Source organism: Pseudomonas machongensis (assembly GCF_034961125.1).
Taxonomy (GTDB): domain Bacteria; phylum Pseudomonadota; class Gammaproteobacteria; order Pseudomonadales; family Pseudomonadaceae; genus Aquipseudomonas; species Aquipseudomonas machongensis.
In genome coordinates this window covers 1-24,786 of sequence record NZ_JAYFUI010000074.1, presented here as the reverse complement: position 1 = coordinate 24,786, position 24,786 = coordinate 1, and the positions used below count along the sequence as shown (strand labels likewise).

General features: G+C 62.3%; 27 protein-coding genes and 1 other RNA gene. 8 read left to right on the top strand and 20 right to left on the bottom strand.

Annotated features, from left to right (window positions below):
* Window positions 1–5: 5 nt before the first annotated feature.
* The 9 genes from mraY to rsmI form a co-directional block, all read right to left on the bottom strand.
* Entirely contained in the window at window positions 6–1,088 is a 1,083-nt protein-coding gene (mraY, locus tag VA602_RS07315; protein ID WP_054894005.1) for a phospho-N-acetylmuramoyl-pentapeptide-transferase, read from the bottom strand.
* On the bottom strand, window positions 1,088–2,455 hold the full coding sequence (locus tag VA602_RS07310) for a UDP-N-acetylmuramoyl-tripeptide--D-alanyl-D-alanine ligase (RefSeq protein WP_323452875.1): 1,368 nt from the start codon (window positions 2,453–2,455) through the stop codon (window positions 1,088–1,090). Before VA602_RS07310 ends, mraY begins: the two co-directional genes overlap by 1 nt.
* A complete protein-coding gene (locus VA602_RS07305; protein WP_323452874.1) occupies window positions 2,448–3,935 on the bottom strand; it encodes a UDP-N-acetylmuramoyl-L-alanyl-D-glutamate--2,6-diaminopimelate ligase in 1,488 nt (495 codons plus the stop codon). Before VA602_RS07305 ends, VA602_RS07310 begins: the two co-directional genes overlap by 8 nt.
* Complete coding sequence (locus VA602_RS07300) at window positions 3,935–5,665, bottom strand: peptidoglycan D,D-transpeptidase FtsI family protein (protein ID WP_162714455.1); 1,731 nt, start codon at window positions 5,663–5,665, stop codon at window positions 3,935–3,937. Before VA602_RS07300 ends, VA602_RS07305 begins: the two co-directional genes overlap by 1 nt.
* Entirely contained in the window at window positions 5,665–5,958 is a 294-nt protein-coding gene (ftsL, locus tag VA602_RS07295; RefSeq protein WP_054894001.1) for a cell division protein FtsL, read from the bottom strand. The genes VA602_RS07300 and ftsL overlap by 1 nt, the downstream gene beginning before the upstream one ends.
* A complete protein-coding gene (gene rsmH, locus VA602_RS07290; protein WP_407682498.1) occupies window positions 5,955–6,902 on the bottom strand; it encodes a 16S rRNA (cytosine(1402)-N(4))-methyltransferase RsmH in 948 nt (315 codons plus the stop codon). The genes ftsL and rsmH overlap by 4 nt, the downstream gene beginning before the upstream one ends.
* Window positions 6,899–7,354: a division/cell wall cluster transcriptional repressor MraZ gene (gene mraZ / locus VA602_RS07285; protein WP_004575120.1), complete on the bottom strand. Its 456-nt coding sequence runs from the start codon at window positions 7,352–7,354 to the stop codon at window positions 6,899–6,901. The genes rsmH and mraZ overlap by 4 nt, the downstream gene beginning before the upstream one ends.
* A gap of 309 nt (window positions 7,355–7,663) precedes the next feature.
* Window positions 7,664–8,023, bottom strand: an RNA gene (rnpB, locus tag VA602_RS07280) — RNase P RNA component class A.
* Window positions 8,024–8,090: 67 nt separating this feature from the next.
* A complete protein-coding gene (gene rsmI, locus VA602_RS07275; protein WP_323452873.1) occupies window positions 8,091–8,966 on the bottom strand; it encodes a 16S rRNA (cytidine(1402)-2'-O)-methyltransferase in 876 nt (291 codons plus the stop codon).
* 187 nt (window positions 8,967–9,153) lie between these two features.
* On the opposite strand from rsmI, the gene VA602_RS07270 reads away from it, so the two are divergent.
* The 5 genes from VA602_RS07270 (at window position 9,154) to VA602_RS07250 (ending at window position 12,898) form a co-directional block, all read left to right on the top strand.
* On the top strand, window positions 9,154–10,971 hold the full coding sequence (locus VA602_RS07270) for a penicillin-binding protein activator (protein ID WP_323452872.1): 1,818 nt from the start codon (window positions 9,154–9,156) through the stop codon (window positions 10,969–10,971).
* Complete coding sequence (locus tag VA602_RS07265) at window positions 10,971–11,342, top strand: YraN family protein (protein WP_323452871.1); 372 nt, start codon at window positions 10,971–10,973, stop codon at window positions 11,340–11,342. Before VA602_RS07270 ends, VA602_RS07265 begins: the two co-directional genes overlap by 1 nt.
* Window positions 11,343–11,430: 88 nt before the next feature.
* Entirely contained in the window at window positions 11,431–12,024 is a 594-nt protein-coding gene (locus tag VA602_RS07260; protein ID WP_054893997.1) for a phosphoheptose isomerase, read from the top strand.
* Complete coding sequence (locus VA602_RS07255; RefSeq protein WP_063546017.1) at window positions 12,021–12,599, top strand: BON domain-containing protein; 579 nt, start codon at window positions 12,021–12,023, stop codon at window positions 12,597–12,599. Before VA602_RS07260 ends, VA602_RS07255 begins: the two co-directional genes overlap by 4 nt.
* Window positions 12,600–12,679: 80 nt before the next feature.
* Window positions 12,680–12,898: a YgdI/YgdR family lipoprotein gene (locus tag VA602_RS07250; RefSeq protein ID WP_063546018.1), complete on the top strand. Its 219-nt coding sequence runs from the start codon at window positions 12,680–12,682 to the stop codon at window positions 12,896–12,898.
* 46 nt (window positions 12,899–12,944) lie between these two features.
* On the opposite strand, the gene VA602_RS07245 is transcribed toward VA602_RS07250, so the two are convergent.
* The 7 genes from VA602_RS07245 to rplM form a co-directional block, all read right to left on the bottom strand.
* Window positions 12,945–13,376 carry a ClpXP protease specificity-enhancing factor gene (locus VA602_RS07245; RefSeq protein ID WP_054893994.1) on the bottom strand — a complete coding sequence of 144 codons (432 nt, stop codon included), beginning with the start codon at window positions 13,374–13,376 and terminating at the stop codon, window positions 12,945–12,947.
* Between the two features lie 10 nt (window positions 13,377–13,386).
* The gene (locus VA602_RS07240; RefSeq protein ID WP_153773195.1) at window positions 13,387–14,010 is read right to left on the bottom strand and encodes a glutathione S-transferase N-terminal domain-containing protein; all 624 of its coding nucleotides are present in this window, start codon (window positions 14,008–14,010) and stop codon (window positions 13,387–13,389) included.
* A gap of 121 nt (window positions 14,011–14,131) precedes the next feature.
* Window positions 14,132–14,911 carry a cytochrome c1 gene (locus tag VA602_RS07235; protein ID WP_054893992.1) on the bottom strand — a complete coding sequence of 260 codons (780 nt, stop codon included), beginning with the start codon at window positions 14,909–14,911 and terminating at the stop codon, window positions 14,132–14,134.
* A complete protein-coding gene (locus tag VA602_RS07230; protein ID WP_054893991.1) occupies window positions 14,911–16,122 on the bottom strand; it encodes a cytochrome b in 1,212 nt (403 codons plus the stop codon). The genes VA602_RS07235 and VA602_RS07230 overlap by 1 nt, the downstream gene beginning before the upstream one ends.
* Window positions 16,122–16,715 (bottom strand): ubiquinol-cytochrome c reductase iron-sulfur subunit, encoded by a 594-nt coding sequence (gene petA, locus VA602_RS07225; protein WP_054893990.1) that lies wholly within the window; start codon window positions 16,713–16,715, stop codon window positions 16,122–16,124. The genes VA602_RS07230 and petA overlap by 1 nt, the downstream gene beginning before the upstream one ends.
* 262 nt (window positions 16,716–16,977) lie before the next feature.
* Complete coding sequence (gene rpsI / locus VA602_RS07220) at window positions 16,978–17,370, bottom strand: 30S ribosomal protein S9 (RefSeq protein WP_054893989.1); 393 nt, start codon at window positions 17,368–17,370, stop codon at window positions 16,978–16,980.
* Between the two features lie 14 nt (window positions 17,371–17,384).
* On the bottom strand, window positions 17,385–17,813 hold the full coding sequence (gene rplM / locus VA602_RS07215) for a 50S ribosomal protein L13 (protein ID WP_054893988.1): 429 nt from the start codon (window positions 17,811–17,813) through the stop codon (window positions 17,385–17,387).
* 257 nt (window positions 17,814–18,070) lie between these two features.
* On the opposite strand from rplM, the gene VA602_RS07210 reads away from it, so the two are divergent.
* On the top strand, window positions 18,071–19,111 hold the full coding sequence (locus VA602_RS07210) for an NADP(H)-dependent aldo-keto reductase (protein ID WP_323452870.1): 1,041 nt from the start codon (window positions 18,071–18,073) through the stop codon (window positions 19,109–19,111).
* Between the two features lie 292 nt (window positions 19,112–19,403).
* A complete protein-coding gene (locus tag VA602_RS07205) occupies window positions 19,404–20,300 on the top strand; it encodes a GlxA family transcriptional regulator (protein ID WP_172964850.1) in 897 nt (298 codons plus the stop codon).
* A 61-nt stretch (window positions 20,301–20,361) separates the two neighbouring features.
* Here VA602_RS07205 and zapE read toward each other — a convergent pair whose 3' ends face one another.
* The 3 genes from zapE to VA602_RS07190 all read right to left on the bottom strand — a co-directional run bounded on the left by zapE (window position 20,362) and on the right by VA602_RS07190 (window position 23,551).
* Complete coding sequence (gene zapE / locus VA602_RS07200; protein ID WP_054893986.1) at window positions 20,362–21,456, bottom strand: cell division protein ZapE; 1,095 nt, start codon at window positions 21,454–21,456, stop codon at window positions 20,362–20,364.
* A gap of 84 nt (window positions 21,457–21,540) precedes the next feature.
* The gene (locus tag VA602_RS07195; RefSeq protein WP_323452869.1) at window positions 21,541–22,890 is read right to left on the bottom strand and encodes a tryptophan--tRNA ligase; all 1,350 of its coding nucleotides are present in this window, start codon (window positions 22,888–22,890) and stop codon (window positions 21,541–21,543) included.
* Window positions 22,891–22,915: 25 nt separating this feature from the next.
* Complete coding sequence (locus VA602_RS07190; protein WP_323452868.1) at window positions 22,916–23,551, bottom strand: alpha/beta hydrolase; 636 nt, start codon at window positions 23,549–23,551, stop codon at window positions 22,916–22,918.
* Window positions 23,552–23,686: 135 nt separating this feature from the next.
* On the opposite strand from VA602_RS07190, the gene VA602_RS07185 reads away from it, so the two are divergent.
* Window positions 23,687–24,124, top strand: coding sequence for a YhcB family protein (locus VA602_RS07185; protein ID WP_054893983.1), 438 nt, complete (start codon window positions 23,687–23,689; stop codon window positions 24,122–24,124).
* Window positions 24,125–24,185: 61 nt separating this feature from the next.
* Here the strand turns inward: VA602_RS07185 and VA602_RS07180 are convergent.
* The coding region (locus tag VA602_RS07180) for a PLP-dependent transferase (RefSeq protein WP_323452867.1) at window positions 24,186–24,786 on the bottom strand (601 nt) is incomplete at its 5' end.

Below are 24,786 nucleotides of genomic sequence, written 5' to 3'. Positions count from 1 at the left end.
CTCGTTTACCTCAGTTTCAGGGTGGCAAGGCCGATCAGCACCAGAATCACGGTGATGATCCAGAATCGGACGATCACCCGCGGCTCGGGCCAACCCTTGAGTTCGAAATGGTGATGGATCGGCGCCATGCGGAACACACGCTTGCCGGTCAACTTGAACGATGCGACCTGGATCACCACCGACAGGGTTTCCACCACGAAGATGCCGCCCATGATGAACAGCACGATTTCCTGGCGGACGATCACGGCGATGGTGCCCAGCGCCGCACCCAGCGCCAGGGCACCGACGTCACCCATGAAGACCTGTGCCGGGTAGGTGTTGAACCAGAGGAAGCCCAGGCCTGCACCGATCAGCGCACCGCAGAACACGATCAGCTCACCCGAGCCCGGCACATAAGGGATCAGCAGGTACTCGGCGAACTTCACGTTGCCCGACAGGTAGCAGAAGATGCCCAGCGCACCGCCGACCATCACCGTCGGCATGATCGCCAGACCATCGAGGCCGTCGGTCAGGTTGACCGCGTTGCTCGAACCGACGATGACGAAGTAGGTCAGCACCACGAAGCCAACGCCCAGGGGGATGGTGAAGTCCTTGAGGAACGGCACGATCAGCGTGGTTTCGACGCTGGTCGGGGCGGTCATGTAGAGGAAGACCGCAGCCCCGAGTCCGAACACCGACTGCCAGAAGTACTTCCAGCGGCTCGGCAGGCCACGCGAGTTCTTCTCGATCACCTTGCGGTAGTCGTCGACCCAGCCGATGGCGCCGAACAGCAGGGTGACGATCAACACGACCCATACATAGCGATTGGTAAGGTCGGCCCACAGCAAGGTGCTGATGGCGATGGCGGACAGGATCAGCGCACCGCCCATGGTCGGGGTGCCGGACTTGGACAGGTGCGATTGCGGGCCGTCGTTACGCACAGCCTGGCCGATCTGGCGAATCTGCAGGGTACGAATCATCCAGGGCCCCAGCCACAGTGCCAGGGACAACGCCGTCAACACACCCAGGATCCCGCGCAGGGACAGGTACTGGAAGACCGCGAAGCCCTTGTAGAACTGTTGCAGATACTCAGCCAACAGCAGCAGCATTAATGTTTCTCCCCGCTGGCACCACACAATGCAGCCACGACGTTTTCCATCGCAGCGCTGCGCGAGCCCTTGATCAAGATAGTGGTATCGCTGACGCTCTCGGCACGAACGGCGTCGATCAGCTCAGCTTGAGTAGCGAAATGGCGAGCATTGGCGCCGAACGCCTGAACCGCATGAACCATGTTGGCGCCAGTCGCGTACAAGGCATCGACCTTGCCGCGCGCATAGTCGCCCACCTGACGATGGCCTTCCTCGGCCCATTGCCCCAGTTCACCGATATCCCCGAGCACCAGGACGGTGCGTCCGGAAAAGCCGGCGAGTATATCAATGGCGGCACACATCGAGGTGGGATTTGCGTTGTAGGTGTCGTCGATCACCCGCGCACCGCTGGGTGCGATCTGTGCCACGGAACGGCCCTTGACCGGCTGCACTGCGGCAAGGCCGGCGGCGATGCCCGGCAGGCTCACACCTACGGCATGGGCGCCAGCCGCAGCGGCCAGCGCGTTGGCGACGTTATGCGTGCCAAGCAGGTTCAACTGCACCGGCGCACTACCGCTCGGGCCGTGCAGGGTGAACGAGGGGCAGCCGCGCGCGTCGCGACCGACGTCGCTGGCGTGGAAGTCGGCCTTCTCGTTGCTCAGGGCAAAGCTCAGCACCTGGTGCGCGCCGGCGCGCTTGTGCCAGATGTCAAAGGCCTTGTCGTCCAGATTGAGCACGGCGATACCGCCCTCACCCAAACCTTCGAGAATCTCGCCCTTGGCCTCGACGATCTTCTCCGGGCCGCCGAATTCACCTACGTGGGCCGTGCCGGCGTTGTTAAGGATGACGACTTGTGGCTGGGTCAGGCCAACGGTGTAGCGAATCTCGCCGATGCGCGAGGCACCCAGCTCGATCACCGCAGCACTGTGATCGGGCGCGATCTCCAGCAACGTCAGTGGCGCGCCGAGGTCGTTGTTCAGGTTGCCACGGGTGGCATGTACAAGGCCGCGGGTGCGCAGAATGGAGGCCAGCATCTCCTTGACCGTGGTCTTGCCGCTGGAGCCGGTGATGGCGACCACCGGTTTGTCAAAGGCGGCGCGATTGAGCGCGCCCAGCAGGCCAAGCGCCACGCGGCAATCGGCGACCAGCAGTTGCGGCAGGTCGACATCGGCGATTTCGCGCTCGACCAACGCGGCCACGGCGCCCTTGGCCTTCACATCGGCAAGGTAGTCGTGGCCATCGAAACGCGGACCGGTCAGTGCAATGAACAGTTGCCCCGCAGCCACGCTGCGGCTGTCGATGCTGACACCGGTGAAGGTGGCGTCGGCCCCGACCAGACGAGCACTCAGTGCTGCGGTCAGCTGGCTGAGTGTCATGGGCTTAAGCATGTGGAGCCTCCCAGGCTGAAAGCGCCTTCTCGGCTTCGACCAGATCGGAGAAAACAAGGCGCTCGCCATTGATCTCCTGGTAATCCTCGTGCCCCTTGCCGGCCAGCACGATCACATCGTCGGCGGCAGCGGTGGCGATCAGGTGTGCGATGGCTTCGCCGCGACCGGCGACGAACTCGGCGTCGGCAGGCTTGGCGAAACCAGGGCGAATGTCATCGAAGATCCGCAGCGGATCCTCGGTACGCGGGTTGTCGTCGGTGACCAGCACGCGGTCGGCAAGACGCTCGGCCACTTCGGCCATCAGCGGACGCTTGCCGCGATCGCGATCCCCGCCGCAACCGAACAGGCACAGCAGCTTGCCGTGGGCGTGCGGACGCAGGGCTTCGAGCACCTTTTCCAGCGCATCGGGGGTGTGCGCGTAATCGACCACCACCAGCGGTTTGGCTCCCCCGCCCAGGCGCTGCATGCGACCGACAGGCCCTTGCAACTGCGGGATGACTTTCAGGATTTCGTCCAGCGAGTAATCCAGCGCCAGCAGCGTGGCCACGGCAGCGAGCATGTTGCTCAGGTTGAAACGCCCGAGCAGTTGGCTGCGCAGTGTGCGTTCGCCTTGAGCGGTGACCAGGAGGGCGCGCACGCCATCGTCGTCGAAATGGGCTTCGCGGCAGAACAGCGAGGCGTCCGGGTTTTCCAGGCTATAGCTGAGCAGCCGGGTCTCGATATGATCGGCACTCGGGCGGCGGGCAAAGTCCTCGGCCAGACGACGGCCAAAGGCGTCGTCCAGGTTGACCACCTGCCAGCGCAGGTCCGGCCAGGCGAACAGCTTGGCCTTGGCGGCCTCGTAGGCCTGCATGCTGCCGTGGTAGTCAAGGTGATCGCGCGACAGGTTGGTCATCACCGCGATATCGAAGGCCAGTGCTGCCACGCGCCCCTGCTCCAGGGCATGGGAAGACACTTCCATCGCCACAGCCTCAGCGCCACCCTTCTTCAGGTCGTTGAGCGTGGCTTGCACGGCGATCGGATCCGGCGTGGTCAGGCGGCCGCTCTGCAAGTCCCCGTAGAAACCGGTGCCCAAGGTGCCGATCAGACCGCAGCGCTGGCCCAACTGATCAAGGGCCTGGGCGAGCAGTTGCGTCACGCTGGTCTTGCCGTTGGTGCCGGTCACACCGACCAGATTGAGTTGGCGGCTCGGCTCGCCATAGAAGCGGCCGGCGATGGCCGACAGTTGCGCGATCAGGCCCTTGACCGGAATCAGCGGCACGTCGGTCAGCGGCAACACCGTGGCGCCCTGCTCTTCATAGGCGATGGCGGCGGCACCGCGGGCAAGCGCATCGACGATGTGATCACGACCATCGACCTTGGCACCCGGCACTGCCAGGAACAGATCACCCGGCCGCACCTGGCGGCTGTCGAGCGTCAGCTCGCGAATCAACGGATCGCGGCTGGCGTGGGCGAAAAGCTTGCTCAATGGCATCGTCATCAACCACGCCCTCCCTTGGCGGGTACTGCACTGGCCTGCTGCGCGTTCGCGGGCGGCAGGTTATCCGGCGGCACGTTCATCAGCCGCAGGGTGCCGGACATGACCTTGCTGAACACCGGCGCCGAGACCAGGCCACCGAAGTAGCCGCCCTTGCCCGGCTCGTCGATGACCACAACGATGGCGTAGCGCGGGTCGCTCATCGGGCCGAAGCCTGCGAACAGCGAGCGGTAGGCGTTTTCGGTGTAGCCCTTGGAGCCGACCGTGGCCTTGCGCGCCGTACCCGACTTGCCAGCGACGTGGTAGAACGGCACCTGGGCGCGGAACACACCACGCGGCGCCTCGATCACCTGCTGCAACATGCCCTGCACGGTCTTTGCGGTTTCTTGCGGAATGGCTTGCACGGCTTCCGGCGCCTTGTCGACCTTGAGAATCGACAGCGGCACCATCTTGCCGTCGTTGGCCAGCGCGGCGTAGGCGTGAACCAACTGCAGAGCGGTGACCGATACGCCGTATCCATAGGACAGCGTGGCTGTCTCGGCCTTGCGCCACTCACGATGATTGGGCAGGTTGCCAACACGCTCGCCCGGGAAGCCCAGGCCGGTGTACTGCCCCAAGCCGACCTGCGACATCACCCGATAGATGGCTTCGCCGCCGATATCGAAGGCGATCTTGCTCATGCCGACGTTACTGGAGTTGATCAGGATGCCGGTCAGGTCGAGAATCGGGCCCTCGCTCCTGGACACGTCCTTGATCGTGTAGCGACCGATCTGCAGGCTGCCCGGATACACCTCGACCTTGTCGGTCGGTTTCCAGCGCCCGCTCTGCAGCGCCGCACTCATGGAGATCGGCTTGACCGTGGAGCCGGGCTCGAAGACATCGATGATGGCCCGGTTACGCATGGCTGCCGGGAACATGCTGCGGCGGTTGTTGGGGTTGTACGTTGGCTGGTTGACCATCGCCAGGACCTCGCCGGTCTTGACGTCCATGATCACCAGGCTGCCGGCCTTGGCGTCCTGTTCGGCGATGGCGTTGCGCAGCTCGCGAGTCGCCAGGTACTGCAGGCGCAGATCTATCGACAACGCCAAGGTCTTACCGGCCTTGGCGTTCTTGGTGACTTGAATATCCTTGATCAGGCGACCGCGCCGGTCCTTGATCACTTGTCGCTTGCCAGGCACCCCGGCCAGCCACTCGTCATAGGCGAGCTCGACACCTTCACGGCCATGGTCATCCAGGTCGGTGAAACCCACCATGTGCGCGGTGACATCACCCGCCGGATAGAAGCGGCGGAACTCTTCGAGGCCGTAGACACCGGGCACTTTAAGGTCGAGCACCTGCTGGCCCTGCTCGGGCGTGAGGCCACGAACCAGATAGATGAACTCCTTGTTGGCCTGCTGGGTGAGGCGCTCGATCAATTGCTGCGGGTTCTGCCCCAGCACAGCGGCCAGTTGCGGCCAGCGATCCTTGGACGCCTGCATTTCCTTGGGGTTGGCCCACAGCGTGGTGACCGGCGTACTGACAGCCAGAGGCTCACCATTGCGATCGGTGATCAGGCCACGGTGTGCAGGAATCGGAATATGGCGCAGGCTGCGAGCATCACCCTGGCCCTTGAGGAAGTCGCGGTCGACCACCTGCAGGTCGATGATCCGCCAGCTGATGGCGCCGACCATCAACGCCAGCAGGCCAACGACGACCCGGAAGCGCCAGGGGTAGAGTGCACCCTCGAGCTTCATCATGGCGTCACCATCCGCACTTCGTCAGCGTTGGGCACGCGCATCTTCAACTGGCCGGCGGCCAGGTTTTCGATGCGGCTGTGGGCAGTCCAGGTGCTCTGCTCGAGAATCAGGCGCCCCCACTCAGCCTGGGCCTTGTCGCGTTCGCTCAGCTCGTTGTAGAGCGTGTTGAGCAACTGGCGGTTCCAGTGCGCGCTGTAGGAGACAGCGATGGCCGACACCAGCACGCCAACGAACAGCAGAAGCATCAGGAAGCTTCCGCCTGGCAATGGCTTGGCGAACAGGCGACTCACCGCAGCTTCTCCGCCACGCGCATGACGGCACTGCGCGCACGCGGGTTGGCCTTGAGTTCCGCATCGGAGGCGAACTGCGCCTTGCCGATCAGCTTGATACGAGGTTCGAAGACCTTGTGCTGCACCGGCAGGTTGCGTGGCAGGTTATCCGCCTCGCCCTTGACCAGCTTGCGCATGAACAGTTTGACGATACGGTCTTCCAGCGAGTGGAAGCTGATCACCGCCAGGCGGCCGCCGACTTCCAGCGCCTCGAGCGCGGCGTCGAGGCCGGCTTCCAGGTCACCCAGCTCGTTATTGACGTGAATGCGCAGCCCCTGGAAGGCGCGAGTTGCCGGGTTCTTACCCTTTTCCCACGCAGGGTTGGCGACCTTGAGCACTTCGGCCAGGTCGGCAGTACGGGTGAAGGGCTGCTTCTCGCGACGCTCGACCACCGCACGCGCCATGCGGCCGGCAAAACGCTCCTCGCCGTACTCCTTGAACACGCGGGCTATTTCTTCGACGGGGGCGCTCGCGATGAACTCGGCCGCGCTGATGCCCTGGCCCGGATTCATGCGCATGTCCAGCGGGCCATCGTTGAGGAAACTGAAGCCGCGCTCGGGATCGTCCAACTGCGGCGAGGAGACACCCAGGTCGAGCAGGATACCGCTGACCTTGCCGTCCAGCGCGCGCGCGCGCACTTCATCACCGAGCTCGGCGAAGCTGCGCTGCACAATGACAAAGCGGCCGTCTTCGGCCGCCAGCGCTTGCCCCGTGGCAATCGCCTGTGGATCCTTGTCGAAGCCCAACAGCCGCCCTTGCGGCCCGAGCTTGCTGAGAATGAGACGACTGTGCCCTCCGCGACCGAAGGTCCCGTCCAGATAGCAACCGTCGGCGCGCAGGGCCAATGCCTCGACAGCTTCGTCGAGCAATACGGTGATGTGGTTGAAGCCGCTATCTATCGTCACAGGATCAGGTCACGCAGTTCATCGGGCATGGCGCCCGGTTGTTGAATAGCTGCGAGGTCGGCTGCCGAAACCGCGTTCCAGGCATCCTCATCCCACAGCTGGAATTTGTTCAGTTGCCCCACCAGCATCGCCTTCTTGTCGAGCTTGGCGTACTCACGCAAACGGGGCGGCACCAGGAAACGACCACTGCCATCGAGCTCCAGGTCCACTGCGTTACCGATCAGCAAACGCTGCAGGCGACGGTTTTCCTCACGCAGCGACGGCAAGGCACGCAACTTGGCTTCTATCTGTTCCCACTCATCGAGGGGATAAACACACAAGCAGGGGTCAACAGCGTCGATGGTCACGATAAGTTGACCATTGCAACGCGAATCGAGCTCGTCACGGTACCGGCTCGGCATGGCGAGACGGCCCTTTGCATCGAGGCTGACGGCGTTGGCTCCGCGGAACACGGCTGCGATTCCCCACAATGTTAACTTTTTTGTGCCAGAAAACCCACTTCATCCCACTTTCTGCCACTTGCGCACACTATAGGAATCCGTCCGCCACACCGTCAAGGCGCGTTCATAAGGAAAACCCTTACAGGACCGAGATTTAGCGCAACAAAGGAAGGCGGAAGGACTACCGGGAGAAAAAACTGGCGGGAAAAATCAAGCGCACTCAAACGGATAGAGTGTGAAGTTAAAGTGAATTATCAAGAGTAAGAACTTTTCGGCATTACCAGGAGGGATCTGCTATCGATTCAAGCAGGGAAAGAAGAGGTGGAGAGTCGATCTGTAAGCCGGGTTTTGTCGAGGACAGTCATTCCTCTACGACGGCCATCACTGGACGCCTCTAGCAACCTACCCGGTTCCGACGCGGGCCACGCCATAAGGAACCCTATTTGGTCTTGCTCCGAGTGGGGTTTACCTAGCCACGAACTGTTGCCAGTCGTGCGGTGCGCTCTTACCGCACCTTTTCACCCTTACCGGCACCGAAGTGCTTAGGCGGTTGTTTTCTGTGGCACTTTCCGTAGGCTCGCGCCTCCCAGGCGTTACCTGGCACTCTGCCCTGCGGAGCCCGGACTTTCCTCCCCCTGCTTTTGCGGAACAAATGCAGGCAGCGACTGTCCGATCGACTCTCCGCCGGTAAGGGTAACGGCAGGCGCGAGCAAGAACAAGCAATACCGCAAACAATATCATTACGCCACTAGTGGCTCTTTTGTTTATCCAGCGCCGCTTGATAAAGAAGATTCTTGCGCACGCCGGTAATTTCCGCCGCCAATGCCGCCGCCCGCTTGAGCGGCAATTCTGCCAGCAACAGGTCCAGTACACGCATGGCGTCGCTGCTGACCGCCTGATCGTCTTGCGGCGCACTCCAGCCCGCGACCAGCACCACGCATTCCCCACGCTGCTGATTGGTATCCGCTGCGACAAAGGCGCGCAACTCGGCCAACGGCAACCCCTTGAGCGTCTCGAACGTCTTGGTCAGCTCTCGCGCCAGAACGGCCGGGCGCTCTCCCCCGAATACCGCCTCCATGTCCTCCAGGCATTCGAGGATGCGATGCGGCGCCTCATAGAAGATCAAGGTCCGAGGCTCCTCCTTGACCTGCTCCAGTCGCGCACGGCGCCCGACAGCCTTTGCCGGCAGGAAGCCTTCGAAGATGAAGCGATCAGAGGGCAGCCCCGCTGCCGACAGCGCAGCGATCAGCGCACACGCCCCTGGCACCGGCACCACCCTCACCCCGGCAGCCCGCGCCTGGCGCACCAGGTGATAGCCCGGATCGGAAATCAGCGGTGTGCCGGCGTCGGACACCAGCGCCACATCGTCACCCGCCAGCAAGCGCGTGATGAAGCGACTGCCTTCGTCACGCTCGTTGTGCTCATGACAGGCCGCCAGCGGCGTCTCGATGCCGAAGTGCTGAAGCAGGCGCACAGAATGGCGGGTATCCTCGGCCGCGATCAGCGCCACGCCGGCCAGCACCTTGAGTGCCCGGGCGCTCATGTCGTCGAGGTTGCCGATGGGCGTCGCAACGACGTAAAGCGTACCCGCTATGGATTTTGGAACCCCTGCAACATCAGTCACTGCACACACCTGCCTTGCCGATCAAAGGCGCCATTGTAGCCCGAGCGCCCGCAACAAGGCGCAAAGAACTTGGCCGTCATCCCCTGACATGCGACCTATAGTGAAGGATCAGCGTCAGCAAGATCGCGCCCCGGCCAGCGCTTGGGTACAATTGCCGGCCAACTTGATCGAGTAACAGGACCCTTACATGATCGCTTGCCTGCGGCTGCTCACAGCCCTCTGTCTCGCTGCCCTGCTGGCAGCCTGCGCCAGCTCGCCCTCATCCAGCCTGGGCGAACTGCCACGCACCCCGGACGCCAGCATCGAGCAACTGCTCGAGAAGGCGGCTTCCAGCAAGTCCGCCGAAGACGCCGCGCTGCTGCGCCTGAGCGCCGCCGACATGGCCTACCGGCAGAAGGACTTCCCACGCGCCGCACGCATCCTCGAGCAGGTTCCACTGGACACGCTCAAACCCGCGCAACAGGTGTTCGCCAGCACCCTGGCCGCCGAACTGGCGATGAGCCGCAACCAGCCCAAAGCCGCCCTCGGCGCACTGTCGCACCCAAGCCTGCAACGTGTCGGCGAGCTGCCCGAAGAGCTGCAGGTACGCACCTATGGCGTGCATGCTGCAGCCCTCGAAGCCGACGGCCAGGCACTTCCTGCGGCCCAGCAGCGCGTCTTGCTCGCCCCACTGCTCAGCGGCCCGGCCGCAGCCAAGAACAACGATGCTATCTGGTCGCTGGTAGCCTCGCTGCCCGCCGACCAATTGCAGCAACCGACCAGCAATCCGACCCTCGCCGGCTGGACCAGCCTGGCCCTGGCGGTCAAGACCGCCGGCACCCTGGAACAGCAACAGGCCGCCATCGACACCTGGCGCCAGCAACATGCCGATCATCCGGCCGCCAAGCAGTTGCCTGACGCACTGGTCAAACTCAAGCAACTGGCCAGCCAGCCACTGACCAAGATCGCCCTGCTGCTGCCACAGGAAGGCCCGCTGGCCGGTGTAGCCCGTGCACTGCGCGACGGCTTCATGGCAGCCAACTTCCAGGCCCAGCAATCCGGCCAGCCAGCGCCGGCGGTTCAGGTTTTCGATAGCTCGCGCCTCACCTCGCTGGATGACTTCTATCGCCAGGCCCAGGCGGCCGGCGTACAGCTGGTGATCGGTCCGCTCGAAAAACCACTGGTGAAGAAACTCGCCGACTACCCGCAACTGCCCATCACCACCCTGGCGCTGAACTACGCCGAGGCCGGGCAGAAATCGCCACCACAACTGTTCCAGTTCGGCCTCGCCGCCGAGGACGAAGCCCGCGAAGTCTCTCGCCGTGCCCGCGCAGACGGCCTGGTCCGCGCCGTGGCCCTGGTGCCGAGCGGCGAATGGGGCGACCGCGTGCTCGCAGCTTTCCGCCAGGACTGGGAAGGCAACGGCGGCACCCTGCTCGCTGCCGAGCGCATCGCCCAGCCGGTGGCCCTGGCTCAACAGATCGCCGATCTGTTCCAGCTGCGCCAGAGCGAAGGTCGCGCCAAGAGCCTGCAGAGTGCCGTGGGGGGCAATGTCGCCGCACAACCGTCGCGTCGCCAGGACATCGATTTCATCTTCCTTGCTGCCACCCCGCAGCAGGCCCAGCAGATCAAGCCGACCCTCAACTTCCAGTACGCGGGCGACGTGCCGGTCTATGCGACCTCCAACCTCTACAGCGCCAGTGGAGACGTGAACCAGTACAACGACATGAACGGCATTCGCTTCTGCGAAACCCCATGGCTACTGGACAACACCAACAGCCTGCGCCAGCAGGTGGTCCAGCAGTGGCCTCAGGCTGCCGGCAGCCTGGGTCGCCTGTACGCGATGGGGGTCGATGCCTATAGCCTCGCGCCACGCCTCGGCCAGCTCAAGGCGCTGCCTGACAACCGCGTCGAGGGCCTGTCCGGCAGCCTGAGCATCAACGCCAACCAGCGTATCGAGCGCCAACTGCCTTGGGCCGAGTTCTCCGGCGGTCAGGTCAAGCGCCTGCCGGACACGGCTCGCTGATGCCCGACGCCTCGCCTACCAGCGCCGGGCTCGCGGCAGAAAACCAAGCCCTCGATTATCTTCGAGGGCAAGGCCTGCAGCTGCTGACGCGCAATTGGCGATGCAAGGGAGGCGAGCTTGATCTGGTCATGCTCGACGCCGATACAGTAGTATTCGTCGAAGTCCGCTACCGCTGGCACGTGGACTTCGGCGGCGCCGTCGGAAGTATCGACGGGCGCAAGCAGAAACGTCTAGCGCTTGCCGCCAACATGTTCCTGCTGAAGGAGCCCCGCTGGGCCGATCACCCCTGCCGCTTCGACGTAGTCGCCCTGCAGGGCAGCCACCATGCAGGTCGGCCGCTTCAATGGCTGAAAAACGCCTTCGAATGCTGAACCCATTCCGATTTCTTTGCTCTATGTTTCGCGGGCTGGCCCCTGTCGCGCGTCGCGCAGGCCTCCGCCGCACTTAAGGTCACACCAGATGGACATGCAATCCCGAATTCGCCGGCTGTTCCAGGCCAGCATCGATACCAAGCAACAGGCAATGGACATCCTGGCACCGCACATCGAGCAGGCCAGCCTGGTCATGGTCAACGCGCTGCTCAACGAGGGCAAGATGCTCGCCTGCGGCAACGGCGGCTCGGCGGGTGACGCCCAGCATTTTTCCTCGGAACTGCTCAACCGCTTCGAGCGCGAGCGTCCGAGCCTGCCGGCCATCGCCCTGACCACCGACAGCTCGACCATCACCTCGATCGCCAACGACTACAGCTACAACGAAGTCTTCTCCAAGCAGATCCGCGCCCTGGGCCAACCAGGCGATGTATTGCTGGCGATCTCCACCAGCGGCAACTCGGCCAATGTGATTCAGGCGATCCAGGCCGCACATGATCGTGAAATGATTGTCGTAGCATTGACCGGGCGTGACGGCGGCGGTATGGCTTCGCTGCTGCTGCCCGAGGATGTGGAGATCCGCGTCCCCTCCACGGTCACTGCGCGCATCCAGGAAGTCCACCTGCTGGCGATCCATTGCCTGTGCGATCTGATCGACAGCCAACTGTTCGGGAGTGAAGAATGATCCCCAAGCGCCTCGGCCTCATGGCCCTGACCCTGTGCCTCGGTATTTCCGGCTGCAGCTCGGTATTGACCTCGACCCGCAACTCGCCGATCGAGGATGACCGCGGTACACGCACCATTGGTAGCAAGATCGACGATTCGCTGATCGAAACCAAGGTTTCGGTCAACGTGGCCAAGGCAAGCCCAGACCTGGACAAGGGCTCGCACATCGTCGTCAGCAGCTACAACGGCATCGTCCTGCTCGCCGGCCAGACCCCGCGCGCCGACCTGAAGAGCCTCGCCGAGCAGACCGCCGGCCAGGTACAACGGGTCAAGAAGGTGCATAACGAACTGCAGGTGATGCAGCCCTCGTCGATCCTGGCACGCAACAACGACACCTGGCTGACCACCAAGATCAAGACCCAGATGATCGGTGACGCCAACGTGCCCAGCTCGCGCATCAAGGTGATCACCGAGAACGGCATCGTCTACTTGCTCGGCCTGGTCACCCAGCAGGAAGCCAACGCCGCCACCAACGTGGTTCAAGGTGTGTCTGGCGTACAGAAGATCGTCAAGCTGTTCGAGTACATCGATTGATATCCAGGGCCACGGCGCGCGATGAATGCGCGCTGTGGCCCATCGCACCAGGTATTGCCGCAAACAACCCAGGAAAGCCCATGAAGAAGTCCCTGCTGTCCCTTCTCGCCATCACCGCCTTCGCCACCTTGGCCGGCTGCTCCACCCCGAGCACGATCACCCTCAACGACGGCCGCGAGCTGCAGACGCTCGACACGCCGAAGTTCGACAAAGACTCGGGCTTCTACGAATTCAAGCAGCTGGACGGCAAGCCGACCCGCATCAACAAGGACCAGGTCCGCACGATCAAGGACCTGTAATCCGAACTTGAATAAAAAAGGCGATCCGGATGGATCGCCTTTTTTATTACTTGACCACTTTCAAGCTCGGCCGCCCAGTGGGTCGCGGCGGCTGGCCACCACCCTCCGGCGGGCCATCATCATCAGGCTCGACGCCTTCCTCATCGAGCTCTTCGCCATCCATCAACGGCGGCTCCAGCTCGAACACCATGCCCTGGCCATTCTCTCGAGCATAGATCCCCAGGATCGCGCCTGCCGGCACATAGAGCGAATGGGCCACGCCACTGAAGCGCCCCTCGAAGCTCACCGCGTCGTTGTCCATGTGCAGGTTACGCACAGCGCTGGGCGAAATGTTCAAGACGATCTGGCCATCGCTGGCAAATCCCTGGGGCACCTGGACCGCCGGATACTCGGCGTTGACCAGCATATGGGGGGTGCAATCGTTGTCGACGATCCACTCGTACAGTGCTCTAACCAGATAGGGGCGACTGGAGTTCATCAACGGCTCCTTAAAGCTTGCGCATTTCACGTTCAGCAGCGGACAGGCTCGCCTGGAAAGGCTCGCGGGCGAACTGTCGCTCCATATAATCCAGCAGCGGCTTGGCTTGCCGCGGCAGTTCGATACCCAGGACCGGCAATCGCCAGAGTATGGGCAGTAGACAACAATCGACCAGGCTTTGCTCCTCGCTCATGAAGCAGGGAAACTCGCCGAACAGCGCCGAGACACCCGTCAGACTCTCGCGCAGCGTCTTGCGCGCCTCGCCACGGGCAGCCTCGGCGGCACGCGGATCGAGAATGACATCAGCCAGTGCACACCAGTCACGCTGGATACGGTGCATCAGCAGGCGGCTGTTGCCGCGCGCCACCGGGTATACCGGCATCAGCGGCGGATGAGGATAACGCTCCTCGAGGTATTCCATCACCACGGTCGATTCGTACAACGCCAGGTCGCGGTCGACCAGGGTTGGCACGCTGCCATAGGGGTTCACTTCGATCAGTTTGGGCGGCAGACGATCGGCGATGACGTCGATGATCTGCACACTGACGCCCTTCTCGGCGAGAACAAGGCGTACCCGATGAGAATAATGGTCAGCGGGGTCGGAATAGCAGGCTAACCTGTTGGTCGCGCCCATGTAGCTCCTCCTCGCATGGGGATGCTTGTGAAACTGCAAATGCAAACGCGCCCTGGGAGGCTCCTCGCGATTGCGCAGGAGCGCCCCAGGGCGCGTTCAACTACCAGAAACTACTGCGTGATCAGTGCACGTCCTTCCAGTATTCGCGCTTGAGCAAGTAGGCGAACACGAAGAAGAAAGCCAGGTACAGCAGGACATAGGTGCCGATGCGCTGACTCTCCAGTTTGACCGGGTTGGCCGAATAGGCCAGGAAGGTCACCAGGTTCTTGACCTTCTCGTCGAACTGCTCGGGCGTCAGGGTACCGGATTTCGGCTCGATGGTCAGCTGGTCACAGGCTTCATGGGTCAAAGGACTGCCAGTCAGCGGGTCGAATTGCTTCTTGCCGTCGACCACTGTCTGGATCTGTTTGCACCCAATCACCTGGTTGCCCTGCAGCCCGACCAGCACGTTGGGCATGCCCACGTTCGGGAAGACCTTGTTGTTCACCCCATAAGGGCGCGACTTATCTTCGTAGAAGCTGTGCAGGTAGCTGTACAGCCAATCGTTACCCCGCACTCGGGCGACCAACGTGAGATCGGGCGGCGCCGCACCGAACCAGGTCTTGGCATCGCTGGGCTGCATGCCGATCTTCATGTGATCGCCAATCTTGGCCCCCGTGAACACCAGCTTTTCGAGCATCAGCTCGTGGGGGATGCCGAGGTCATCGGCAACCCGCTCGTAACGCTGGAACTTGGCGCTGTGGCAACCCATGCAATAGTTGGCGAAGGTTCGCGCCCCATCCTGCAACGCGGCCTTGTCGGTCAGGTCGATATCGACCTTCTGCAGCTCCACACCCTGCTCGGCAGCAAAGGATAAGGCAGGCATCAATGCCAGGAACATTACTGCAATAAACTTTTTCATCAGCCAGTCACCCTTTCCGGAACCGGTTTTGTCTTCTCGAGCCTTGTGTAGAACGGCATCAGCAGGAAGTAGGCGAAATACAGCACGGTGCAGACCTGGGACAGCAGGGTCCGTCCGGGCGTAGGCGCCAGCACACCGAGCACGCCGAGAATGATGAAGGCCACGCAGAACACCAGCAGGAAGATCTTGCTCAACCAGCCCTTGTAGCGCATGGAGCGCACCGGACTGCGATCGAGCCAGGGCAACACGAACAGCACCGCGATCGCCGCGCCCATGGCGATGACGCCGAACAGCTTGTCAGGCACCGCCCGCAGGATCGCGTAGAAGGGCGTGAAGTACCATACCGGCGCAATGTGCTCGGGCGTCTTGAAGGCGTTGGCCTGCTCGAAGTTTGGTTTTTCCAGGAAATAGCCACCCATTTCCGGGAAGAAGAACACCACAGCACAGAACACGAAGAGGAATACCACGACCCCGACGATATCTTTCACCGTGTAGTACGGGTGGAAGGGGATGCCATCCAGCGGTACGCCGTTTTCGTCCTTGTGCTTCTTGATGTCGACACCGTCCGGGTTGTTCGAGCCCACCTCGTGCAGCGCCAGGATGTGCAGTACCACAAGCCCGAGAATGACGATCGGCAGCGCTACCACATGCAGGGCGAAGAAGCGGTTCAGGGTGATGCCGGAGATCAGGTAGTCACCACGGATCCATTGAGTGAGGTCATCACCGATCACCGGAATGGCACCGAACAGCGAGATGATCACCTGGGCGCCCCAGTAGGACATCTGCCCCCAGGGCAGCAGGTAACCCATGAAGGCCTCGGCCATCAGCGCCAGGTAGATCAGCATGCCGAACAGCCACACCAGCTCACGGGGCTTCTGGTAGGAGCCGTAGAGCAATCCGCGGAACATGTGCAGGTAGACCACGATGAAGAACGCCGAGGCGCCGGTGGAGTGCAGATAGCGCAGGATCCAGCCGTACTCGACATCGCGCATGATGTACTCGACCGAGGCAAACGCCTCTTCTGCCGAGGGCGTGAAACTCATGGTCAGCCAGACTCCCGTGACAATCTGGTTGACCAGCACCAGCAGCGCGAGGGAGCCAAAGAAGTACAGGAAGTTGAAGTTCTTGGGCGCGTAATACTTGCTCAGGTGGTCTTCCCACATTTTCGTGGCGGGGAAGCGAGCGTCAATCCAGTCCATGAACTTGCTCATCATGCGTTCTCCTGATCGACGCCGATGACGATGATGTCGTCCGACTCGTACGAGTGCGGCGGCACTGGCAGATTGAGCGGGGCTGGCTGCGACTTGTAGACGCGACCTGCCAAATCGTAGTGCGAGCCATGGCAAGGGCAGAAATAGCCACCGACCCACTTAGGACCGAGGTCGGCGGGGGCCACTTCCGGACGGAAAGTCGGCGAGCACCCCAGGTGGGTGCACAAGCCAACGAGAATGAGGATTTCCGGCTTGATCGAGCGGACCTCGGGATCGACGTAGGTCGGCTGCACCGAAGCCTTGGACTCGGGGTCGGACAAGTCTGCGGTGATTTTTTTCAGATTGCCGAGGATCTCTTGCGTTCGCCGCACGATGAACACCGGTTGACCGCGCCATTCGGCAACCATCTGCTGCCCGGGCTCTACCTTGGCGATGTTGACCTTCACCGGTGCACCAGCGGCTTTCGCCTTGGCACTGGGGAACCATGACCCCACGAACGGTACCGCAGCCCCCACTGCCCCCGCAGCCCCCACCACGGATGTGGCAGCTACGAGGAAGCGGCGCCGGCCTGCGTTGACGCCGTCATTGCTCATTCAGTCCTCTCCCATCAGCTTTCTTCTCGCCCGCTGGATCAGGCGTCTATTAGTAATGTCTGTGGCGCTAAAAATTGGCCGCCATGGTAAGAAACAAATCCACACACTGACAAGGTGATTACCCCTGGTTCGGGCTACAACCCTCGCTTTGCTTGATCTGCGTCTATGTGGCAACTCGGCCCGGACATGCTGACAGGTTAGTTCAAGACATAAAAAAAGCCCGGTTCCAAGGAACCGGGCTTTTTCGACTGCCGAAGCGGTATTAACGCTTGGAGTACTGAGGACGCTTACGCGCTTTACGCAGACCCACTTTCTTACGCTCGACTTCACGAGCGTCGCGGGTGACGTAGCCAGCACGACGCAGAGCGCCACGCAGGGTTTCGTCGTATTCCATCAGGGCGCGGGTGATACCGTGGCGGATAGCACCGGCCTGACCGCTGACACCACCACCGGCGACGGTGACGTAGATGTCGAACTTCTCAACGGTCTCGGTCAGTTCCAGCGGCTGGCGAACAACCATGCGAGCGGTTTCGCGGCCGAAGAAAGTGTCCAGAGGACGGTTGTTGATGGAGATGTTACCAGTACCCGGACGCAGGAAAACGCGAGCGGTTGCGGTCTTGCGACGGCCAGTGCCGTAATTTTGAGTCGCCGACATAATGAACTATCCCGTTAGATCTTCAGTTCTTGAGGCTGCTGAGCAGTGTGAGGGTGGGTAGCACCCGCGTACACTTTCAGCTTGCGGTACATGTCGCGACCCAGCGGGTTCTTCGGCAGCATGCCTTTGACCGCGGTCTCGATGACGCGCTCAGGGGCCTTGTCGATCAGCTTCTCGAAGCTGATTTCCTTGATGCCACCTGGGAAGCCGGAGTGGGAGTAGTACATCTTGTCCGAAGACTTGGCACCAGTTACACGAACCTGCTCGGCGTTGATGACGACGATGTAGTCGCCGGTGTCAACGTGAGGAGTGTACTCAGGCTTGTGTTTGCCGCGCAGACGGGTAGCGATTTCGGTAGCCAGACGACCCAGGGTCTGACCAGCGGCATCGATTACGAACCACTCGCGCTTTACTGTTTCCGGTTTAGCAGTAAAAGTTTTCATTCTCTAAAGCCTCAGAGGCCGCCCAGCGAAAAATAGACGGCGAATCTTACTGGATAGTGCACAACTTGCCAAGGGCAAGCGCGCAGCCGAGCACGGACGCTTTTGGGGGCTCGGGTCGGGCACGCCCATGATCGACGGGGTTCTTCCTGCGTGGTGGTGCATCACTTCCGCCACACGGAGAGGCCCAGCATTATCCAGATTGCGCAAAGATTTTCAACCTGCTTTGATGGTTTCTTTGTCCCGCAGAGAGCCTTCCGATGGAATACCGCAAGCTCGGCCGTACCGACCTCAACGTCAGCGCACTGTGCCTGGGCACCATGACCTGGGGTGAGCAGAACGTCCAGGATGAGGCCTTCGAGCAGATCGCCCTGGCCAAGACCGCCGGCATCAACTTCATCGATACCGCCGAAATGTACCCGGTGCCGCCGCGCCCGGAGACCTACGCGGCCACCGAACGCATCATCGGCAACTGGTTCGCCGCCAATGGCGACCGTGACGACTGGATCCTCGCCAGCAAAGTCGCCGGCCCCGGCAACGGCATCAGCCATATCCGCGACGGCCAGCTCAAGCACAACCGCCAGCACATCGTCGCCGCGCTGGACGAAAGCCTCAAGCGCCTGCAGACCGACCGCATAGACCTCTACCAACTGCACTGGCCGGAACGTTCGACCAACTTCTTCGGCAAGCTGGGCTACCAGCACCTGCCCAACGACCTGTTCACGCCGCTGGAGGAAACGCTGGAGGCGCTCGACGAGCAAGTGCGCGCCGGCAAGATCCGCCACATCGGCCTGTCCAACGAAACGCCGTGGGGCACCATGAAGTTCCTGCACCTGGCCGAAAGCCGGGGCTGGCCAAGGGCAGTTTCGATCCAGAACCCGTACAACCTGCTCAATCGCAGCTTCGAGGTGGGCCTGGCGGAAGTAGCGATCCGCGAGCAGTGCGGCCTGCTGGCTTATTCGCCGCTGGCCTTCGGCATGCTGTCGGGCAAGTACGAAAACGGCGCGCGCCCTGAAAATGCACGCCTGACCCTGTTCAGCCGCTTCGCCCGCTACTCCAACCCGCAGACCGTGGCCGCCTGCAGCCGCTACGTGCAATTGGCCCGCGAACATGGCCTGGATCCGGCACAGATGGCTCTGGCGTTCGTCACCCGCCAGCCGTTCGTGACCAGCAACATCATCGGGGCGACCGATCTCAAGCAATTGCAGAGCAACCTGGACAGCGCCAACCTGGTGCTGAGTGACGAACTGTTGGCGGCGATCGAGGCACTGCACCAGCAGCAGCCAAACCCGGCGCCCTGAGCGTAATCCTGTACTGCCCTCTTCGCGGGCAAGCCCGCTCCCACAAGGCCTGTGATGAACCTTGCGGGCGGTTCACCGCTGCGACTTGCCTGCGAAGAGGGCAGCGCATTTCTTCGGGGTAGACACAATCGCCAAAAAATAAGACGATCCAGCCGGTGATTGACCACTCTACCCTATAAGAACAATGACAATGATGTTTACCCAACCCTCCGCGTCGTTGCGGCGCGTCAGCATCCTGGCCATTGATAAGGTGTTCGCTTCGACACTAATGCAGGCCAAGGACTTCTTCCACCTGGCCAGCCTGCGTTACAGCAAGCAACTGGGCCTGGGGCTGCAATCGATGTTCGAAATTCACCTGGTGAGCCCTGACGGCCAGCCGGTGGACAGCTTCAGCGACGTACAACTCCCCGTGGACAGTGGCCTGGGTGACGCCGATGTGATCATCCTCCCGGCGTTCTGGGACGACTTCGACAACCTGCTCGCCCGCTACCCGCAAGTCCTACCCTGGCTGCGTGAGCAGCACGCCCGTGGCGCCGTGCTGTGCGGCGAAGCCAGCGGCGTGTTCTGGCTCGCCGAGTCAGGCCTGCTCGACGGCAAGGAGGCGACCACCTACTGGCGCTTCTTCAACAGCTTTGCCGAGCGCTTCCCCACTATCCGTCTGAACCAGGACAAGCACCTGACCGACGCCGACAACCTGTACTGCGCCGGCGGCACCACCTCGGCCTGCGACCTGTACATCTACCTGATCGAGCGCTTCTGCGGCGCCAACGTCGCGCGGGCGGTGGCTCGCGACATCCTCTACGAAGTGCAGCGCAACTACACGCCGGGGCGCATGGGCTTTGGCGGCCAGAAGCTGCACCAGGACCTGATCATCCTGCAGATCCAGCACTGGCTCGAGGAGCACTTCGCCGACAAGTTCCGTTTCGAGGACGTGGCGCGCAACCATGGCATGAGCATCCGCAACTTCATGCGCCGCTTCCAGAGCGCGACCGGGGACAAGCCACTGCACTACCTGCAGCGCCTGCGCATCGAGACAGCCAAGGGCCTGCTCTCGAGCACCCGCAAGAGCATCAAGACCATCAGTTATGAGGTGGGATACGACGACGCGAGCTTCTTCGCCCGACTCTTCCGCCAGCACACTGAACTGTCGCCGAACCAGTATCGGCAGCAGTTCATGCAGGAAGCCTGAGAACACCAACCTCCCCTAGCGGGTGCGCCAAGCCCGCGCCTGCCAGGGGTCAGGCATGGCTTCAGGGTTTGTGCGCGCGAGCCAGGAACTCGTGGGACTGCATTTCCAGCAGTCGGCTGAGGGTACGCTGGAACTCGAAGCTCAGGCGCCCGCCGGTGTAGAGGTCCTTGAGCTCGACTTCGGCCGAAATGATCAGCTTGACGTTGCGATCATAGAACTCGTCGACCATGTTGATGAAGCGGCGGGCGATGTCGTCGGTGGTGACGCCCATCTGCTCGACATTGCTCAGCAGCACGGCATGGAAGATCTTGCCCAACTCGATGTAGTCGTTCTGGCTACGCGGACCGTCGCACAGGGCGCGGAAGTCGAACCAGGCGACGTCGTCACAGGTGCGCAACGCGTGGATCTCGCGATTCTCGATCATCAGCACGTCGTTCTCGACCGCCTGGGTGCAATCGGGGGTCAGTGCCTTGAAACTGGCGCGCAGACTCTCGTGGGCAGCTTCGTTGAGCGGGAAGTGGAACAGCTCGGCCTGCTCCAGGTGGCGCAAGCGATAGTCGACGCCACTGTCGACGTTCACCACATCGGTGTACTGCTTGATCATGGCGATGGCCGGGAGGAAGCGCGCACGCTGCAGGCCGTCCTTGTACAGGCCGTCCGGCACGATGTTGGAGGTCGCCACCAACGAGACGCCGTTCTTGAACAGCTCTTCCATCAAAGTGCCGAGGATCATCGCATCGGTGATGTCGGACACGAAGAACTCATCGAAGCAGATCACCTTGGCTTCCTGGGAGAAGCGCTTGGCGATGATGGTCAGCGGGTTCTTCTCACCCTTGAGGGTTTTCATTTCCTCGTGCACACGCTTCATGAAGCGGTGGAAGTGGGTGCGCATCTTCTCCTTGAACGGCAGCGCCTCGAAGAAGGTGTCGACCAGGTAGGTCTTGCCACGCCCCACCCCGCCCCAGAAATACAGGCCTTTGACCGGCGTCTGCTCCTTCTTGCCGAACAGCTTGCCGAACACGCCCGGCTTGTTGTTCTGCGCGGCGACCAGGTCGTCGTACAGGCGCTGCAAGTGACGCACAGCCGTTTCCTGCGCCGCGTCATGGAAGAAATCGGGGCGTTTCAGATCTGCTTGATATCGTTCTAGGGGCGTCATGATTCGTTAGCGAGGCAACAAAAAACGGGCCGTCACTGTAGCGACCGGCCCGCTTAATGGCAATCAGACTTGTGTCAATATGCCTCAGTCCTGCTGGGGCGCCAACGCCTCACGCAGGCTCAGCACCGCCGCATCACGGGCGCTTGCATCGGCGAACTGCGGCCCGTCGGCCACCTGCTCGCCATCGAGCCACAGGCTGAAGCCGAGGCCATCTACACGCACATCCGCCTCGCCACCCTGCTGCAGTTGCTTGCTCACCGCGCCTGCACTCTTGCCGTCGGCGAAGCTGCGCGACAGCAACAATTGCTCGCCATCGGCGGCGAGCAGGCGGAAGCGGAAGCTGCCGTCTTCATCGCGGAAGCTGACGAAGCGCGCGCTCTTGGCAGCCTTCTTCTTCACTTCGGCATTGACCTGGACGCTGCTGCGGAAGGAGCGCAGGCCCACCGATTCGCGCAACTGCTCGAGGAACGGCGTGGCAATCTTGCGGGCCTTGGCGGCGCCGGCCAGGAGGATGTCTTCCAGGTCCGACGGCCGCGAGATCAGTTGATGGTAGTGCTCGCGCTTCTCGGCCAACTGGCCGTCGAGCAACTGGAACAGGCGGTTTTTCGCCTCACCCCAGCCCAGGCCCTGCAGCAGCTCTTCGCGGAACTCGCCGGCTTGTGCGGCGCTGGCGAAGGCCTGGTACAGGGTGAACAGGTGGGAGTTGTCCGGATCCTTAGCCTCGCCTGGGGCACGCGAATCGGTGACGATGCGCGAGATGGCGTCCTTCATGTCCTTGGCGCTGGTGAACAGCGGAATGGTGTTGTCGTAGCTCTTGGACATCTTGCGACCGTCCAGGCCCGGAAGCGTGGCCACGCTCTCCTCGATCACCGCCTCGGGCAGGACGAAGAACTCCTTGCCCTGGCCGAACAGGTGGTTGAAGCGCTGGCCGATGTCACGGGCCATTTCAACGTGCTGGATCTGGTCACGACCGACCGGGACCTTGTGGGCATTGAACATCAGGATGTCGGCAGCCATCAGCACCGGATAGCTGTACAGGCCCATGGACACACCGGCATCCGGGTCTTCGCCGTTTTCCAGGTTCTTGTCGACCGAGGCCTTGTAGGCGTGGGCACGATTGAGCAGGCCCTTGGCAGCCACGCAGGTCAGCAGCCAGGTCAGCTCGGGGATCTCGGGAATGTCGGACTGGCGGTAGAACGTGACCTTGTCCGGATCCAGGCCGCCGGCCAGCCAGGTGGCGGCGATTTCCAGGCGCGAGCGCTGGATGCGCAGCGGGTCGTCGCACTTGATCAGGGCGTGATAGTCGGCCAGGAAGTAGAACGAGTCGGCACCGGGCTGCTGGCTGGCGAGGATCGCCGGGCGGATGGCACCGGCGTAGTTGCCCAGGTGCGGAGTGCCGGTGGTGGTGATACCGGTGAGAATGCGCGTGGTCATGGGTGATCGCTTATTCAGGCTTGGCTCAGTTCGAAAGACGCGGCAGCACTAGATCCTTCAGATCGGTCAGCTTGCCATGGAAGAAGTGTCCGCATTCTGCCACTTTCAGCAGCTCATGGGGGCGCGTCAGTGTGTCGGACCATTCATAGACCAGCGCAGGGTCGACCACCTCGTCGGTGTCAGGCTGGACCACGGTGATCGGGCACTGCTGCGCCAGCGGGAACTGCTCGGTCAGGCGCATCACCGCCGGGGCAATCATGAACAGATGTTGCAGCGTCACCCCGTCGGCCTCGAGGCGTCCGGCCAGGCTGGCAGCGACGAAGCCCCCGAACGAGAAGCCCATCAGTACCAGCGCCCGCTCAGGGTGTTTGTCGCGCAGCCAGGCCGCGGCGGCCTCGGCATCGGCCACTTCGCCAGCGCCCATGTCGTGGCTGCCGGCACTCTGGCCAACGCCACGGTAGTTGAAGCGCAGGGTGCTGTAGCCGGCATCGCGAGCCGTGCGTTGCAGCGTCGAGACCACCTTGTTGAGCATGGTGCCGCCCTGGACCGGGTTGGGGTGGCAGATCAGCACCACGCCGCGGGCATCGGCCACGTCCAGGTACAAGGCTTCCAGCGGGCCACTGGGGCCGTCGATGAACAAGGGGGTTTCGCGGACAAGCAAGGCACTACTCCGTGACCTCGAGGGGGGTCGATTCGTCTAGAGGGGGAATTCTGTTCTGATTTGCGATCGCTCGCGGTATACAGCGCAGGTCTGAGCCGTTAACGTAAAGCAAAGCCGTTTATAGAGGAAGGACTCGTGGAACACTCGCTCCTTGTTTGGTTGCTGCCGACCCTGGCATTGGTCGTTGGTGTCGTCGTCGGTTTCGCCCTGGCCCGCCTTCTCCCCAACGCGGCTCCCAGCAGTACGCAACGCCAGCTGGACGACATCCAGCAGCGTTTCGACAATTACCAGAACGAAGTGGTCACCCACTTCAACAGCACCGCTTCGCTGGTCAAGAAACTGACCCAGAGCTACCAGGATGTGCAGGATCACCTGGCCGACGGGGCCAATCGCCTGGCCCTGGACGAACTGACCCGCCAGCGCCTGCTCGCTTCGTTGCACTCCGAAGCCGCGCAAGGTCCGCGCGATCGCCTGACACCGCCGAAGGATACCGCCGAAGTCCCACGCGACTACGCGCCCAAGGCGCCGAACTCGCCGGGCATGCTCGACGAGAGCTACGGCCTCAAGCGCTGAACCAGCAAGCATGACAAAGGCCGCGTAAAGCGGCCTTTTTTGTGCCCGTGAGAAGTGGCCATCACTCAACTCGAACACGGCTCCCGAGGGCCTGCCCAAGATCCGCCAGCAGGTCGTCGATATCCTCCAAGCCCACCGACAACCGCACCAACCCCTCGGAGATTCCGTGCTGCGCCCGTTCCTCGGGCGTATAGCTCGAATGGGTCATGCTCGCCGGGTGCTGCGCCAGCGACTCGGCATCCCCCAGGCTCACCGCCCGGCTGAACAACTGCAACGCGTTCATGAAGCGTCGCCCCGCCTGGATGCCACCCTTGAGCTCGAAGGCAATCATCCCGCCCGGCAAACGCATCTGCCGCTGCGCCAGGCCGAACTGTGCAAAGCTCGGCAGGCCTGGGTAGTGAATCAGCTCGACCTGCGGATGCCGCTCCAGAAACTGCGCCACGCGCAAGGCATTGCTGCAATGGCGCTCCATACGCAGGGCCAGGGTTTTCATACCGCGCATCAGCAGCGATGCGTCGTGCGGCGACAGCACGGCGCCGGTCATGTCCTTCAAGCCTTCCAGGCGAATGCGGTCGATCAGCGCCTTGCGCCCTACCACCAACCCGGCGGTGATATCGCCATGGCCACTGAGGTATTTGGTCGCCGAATGCACCACCAGGTCC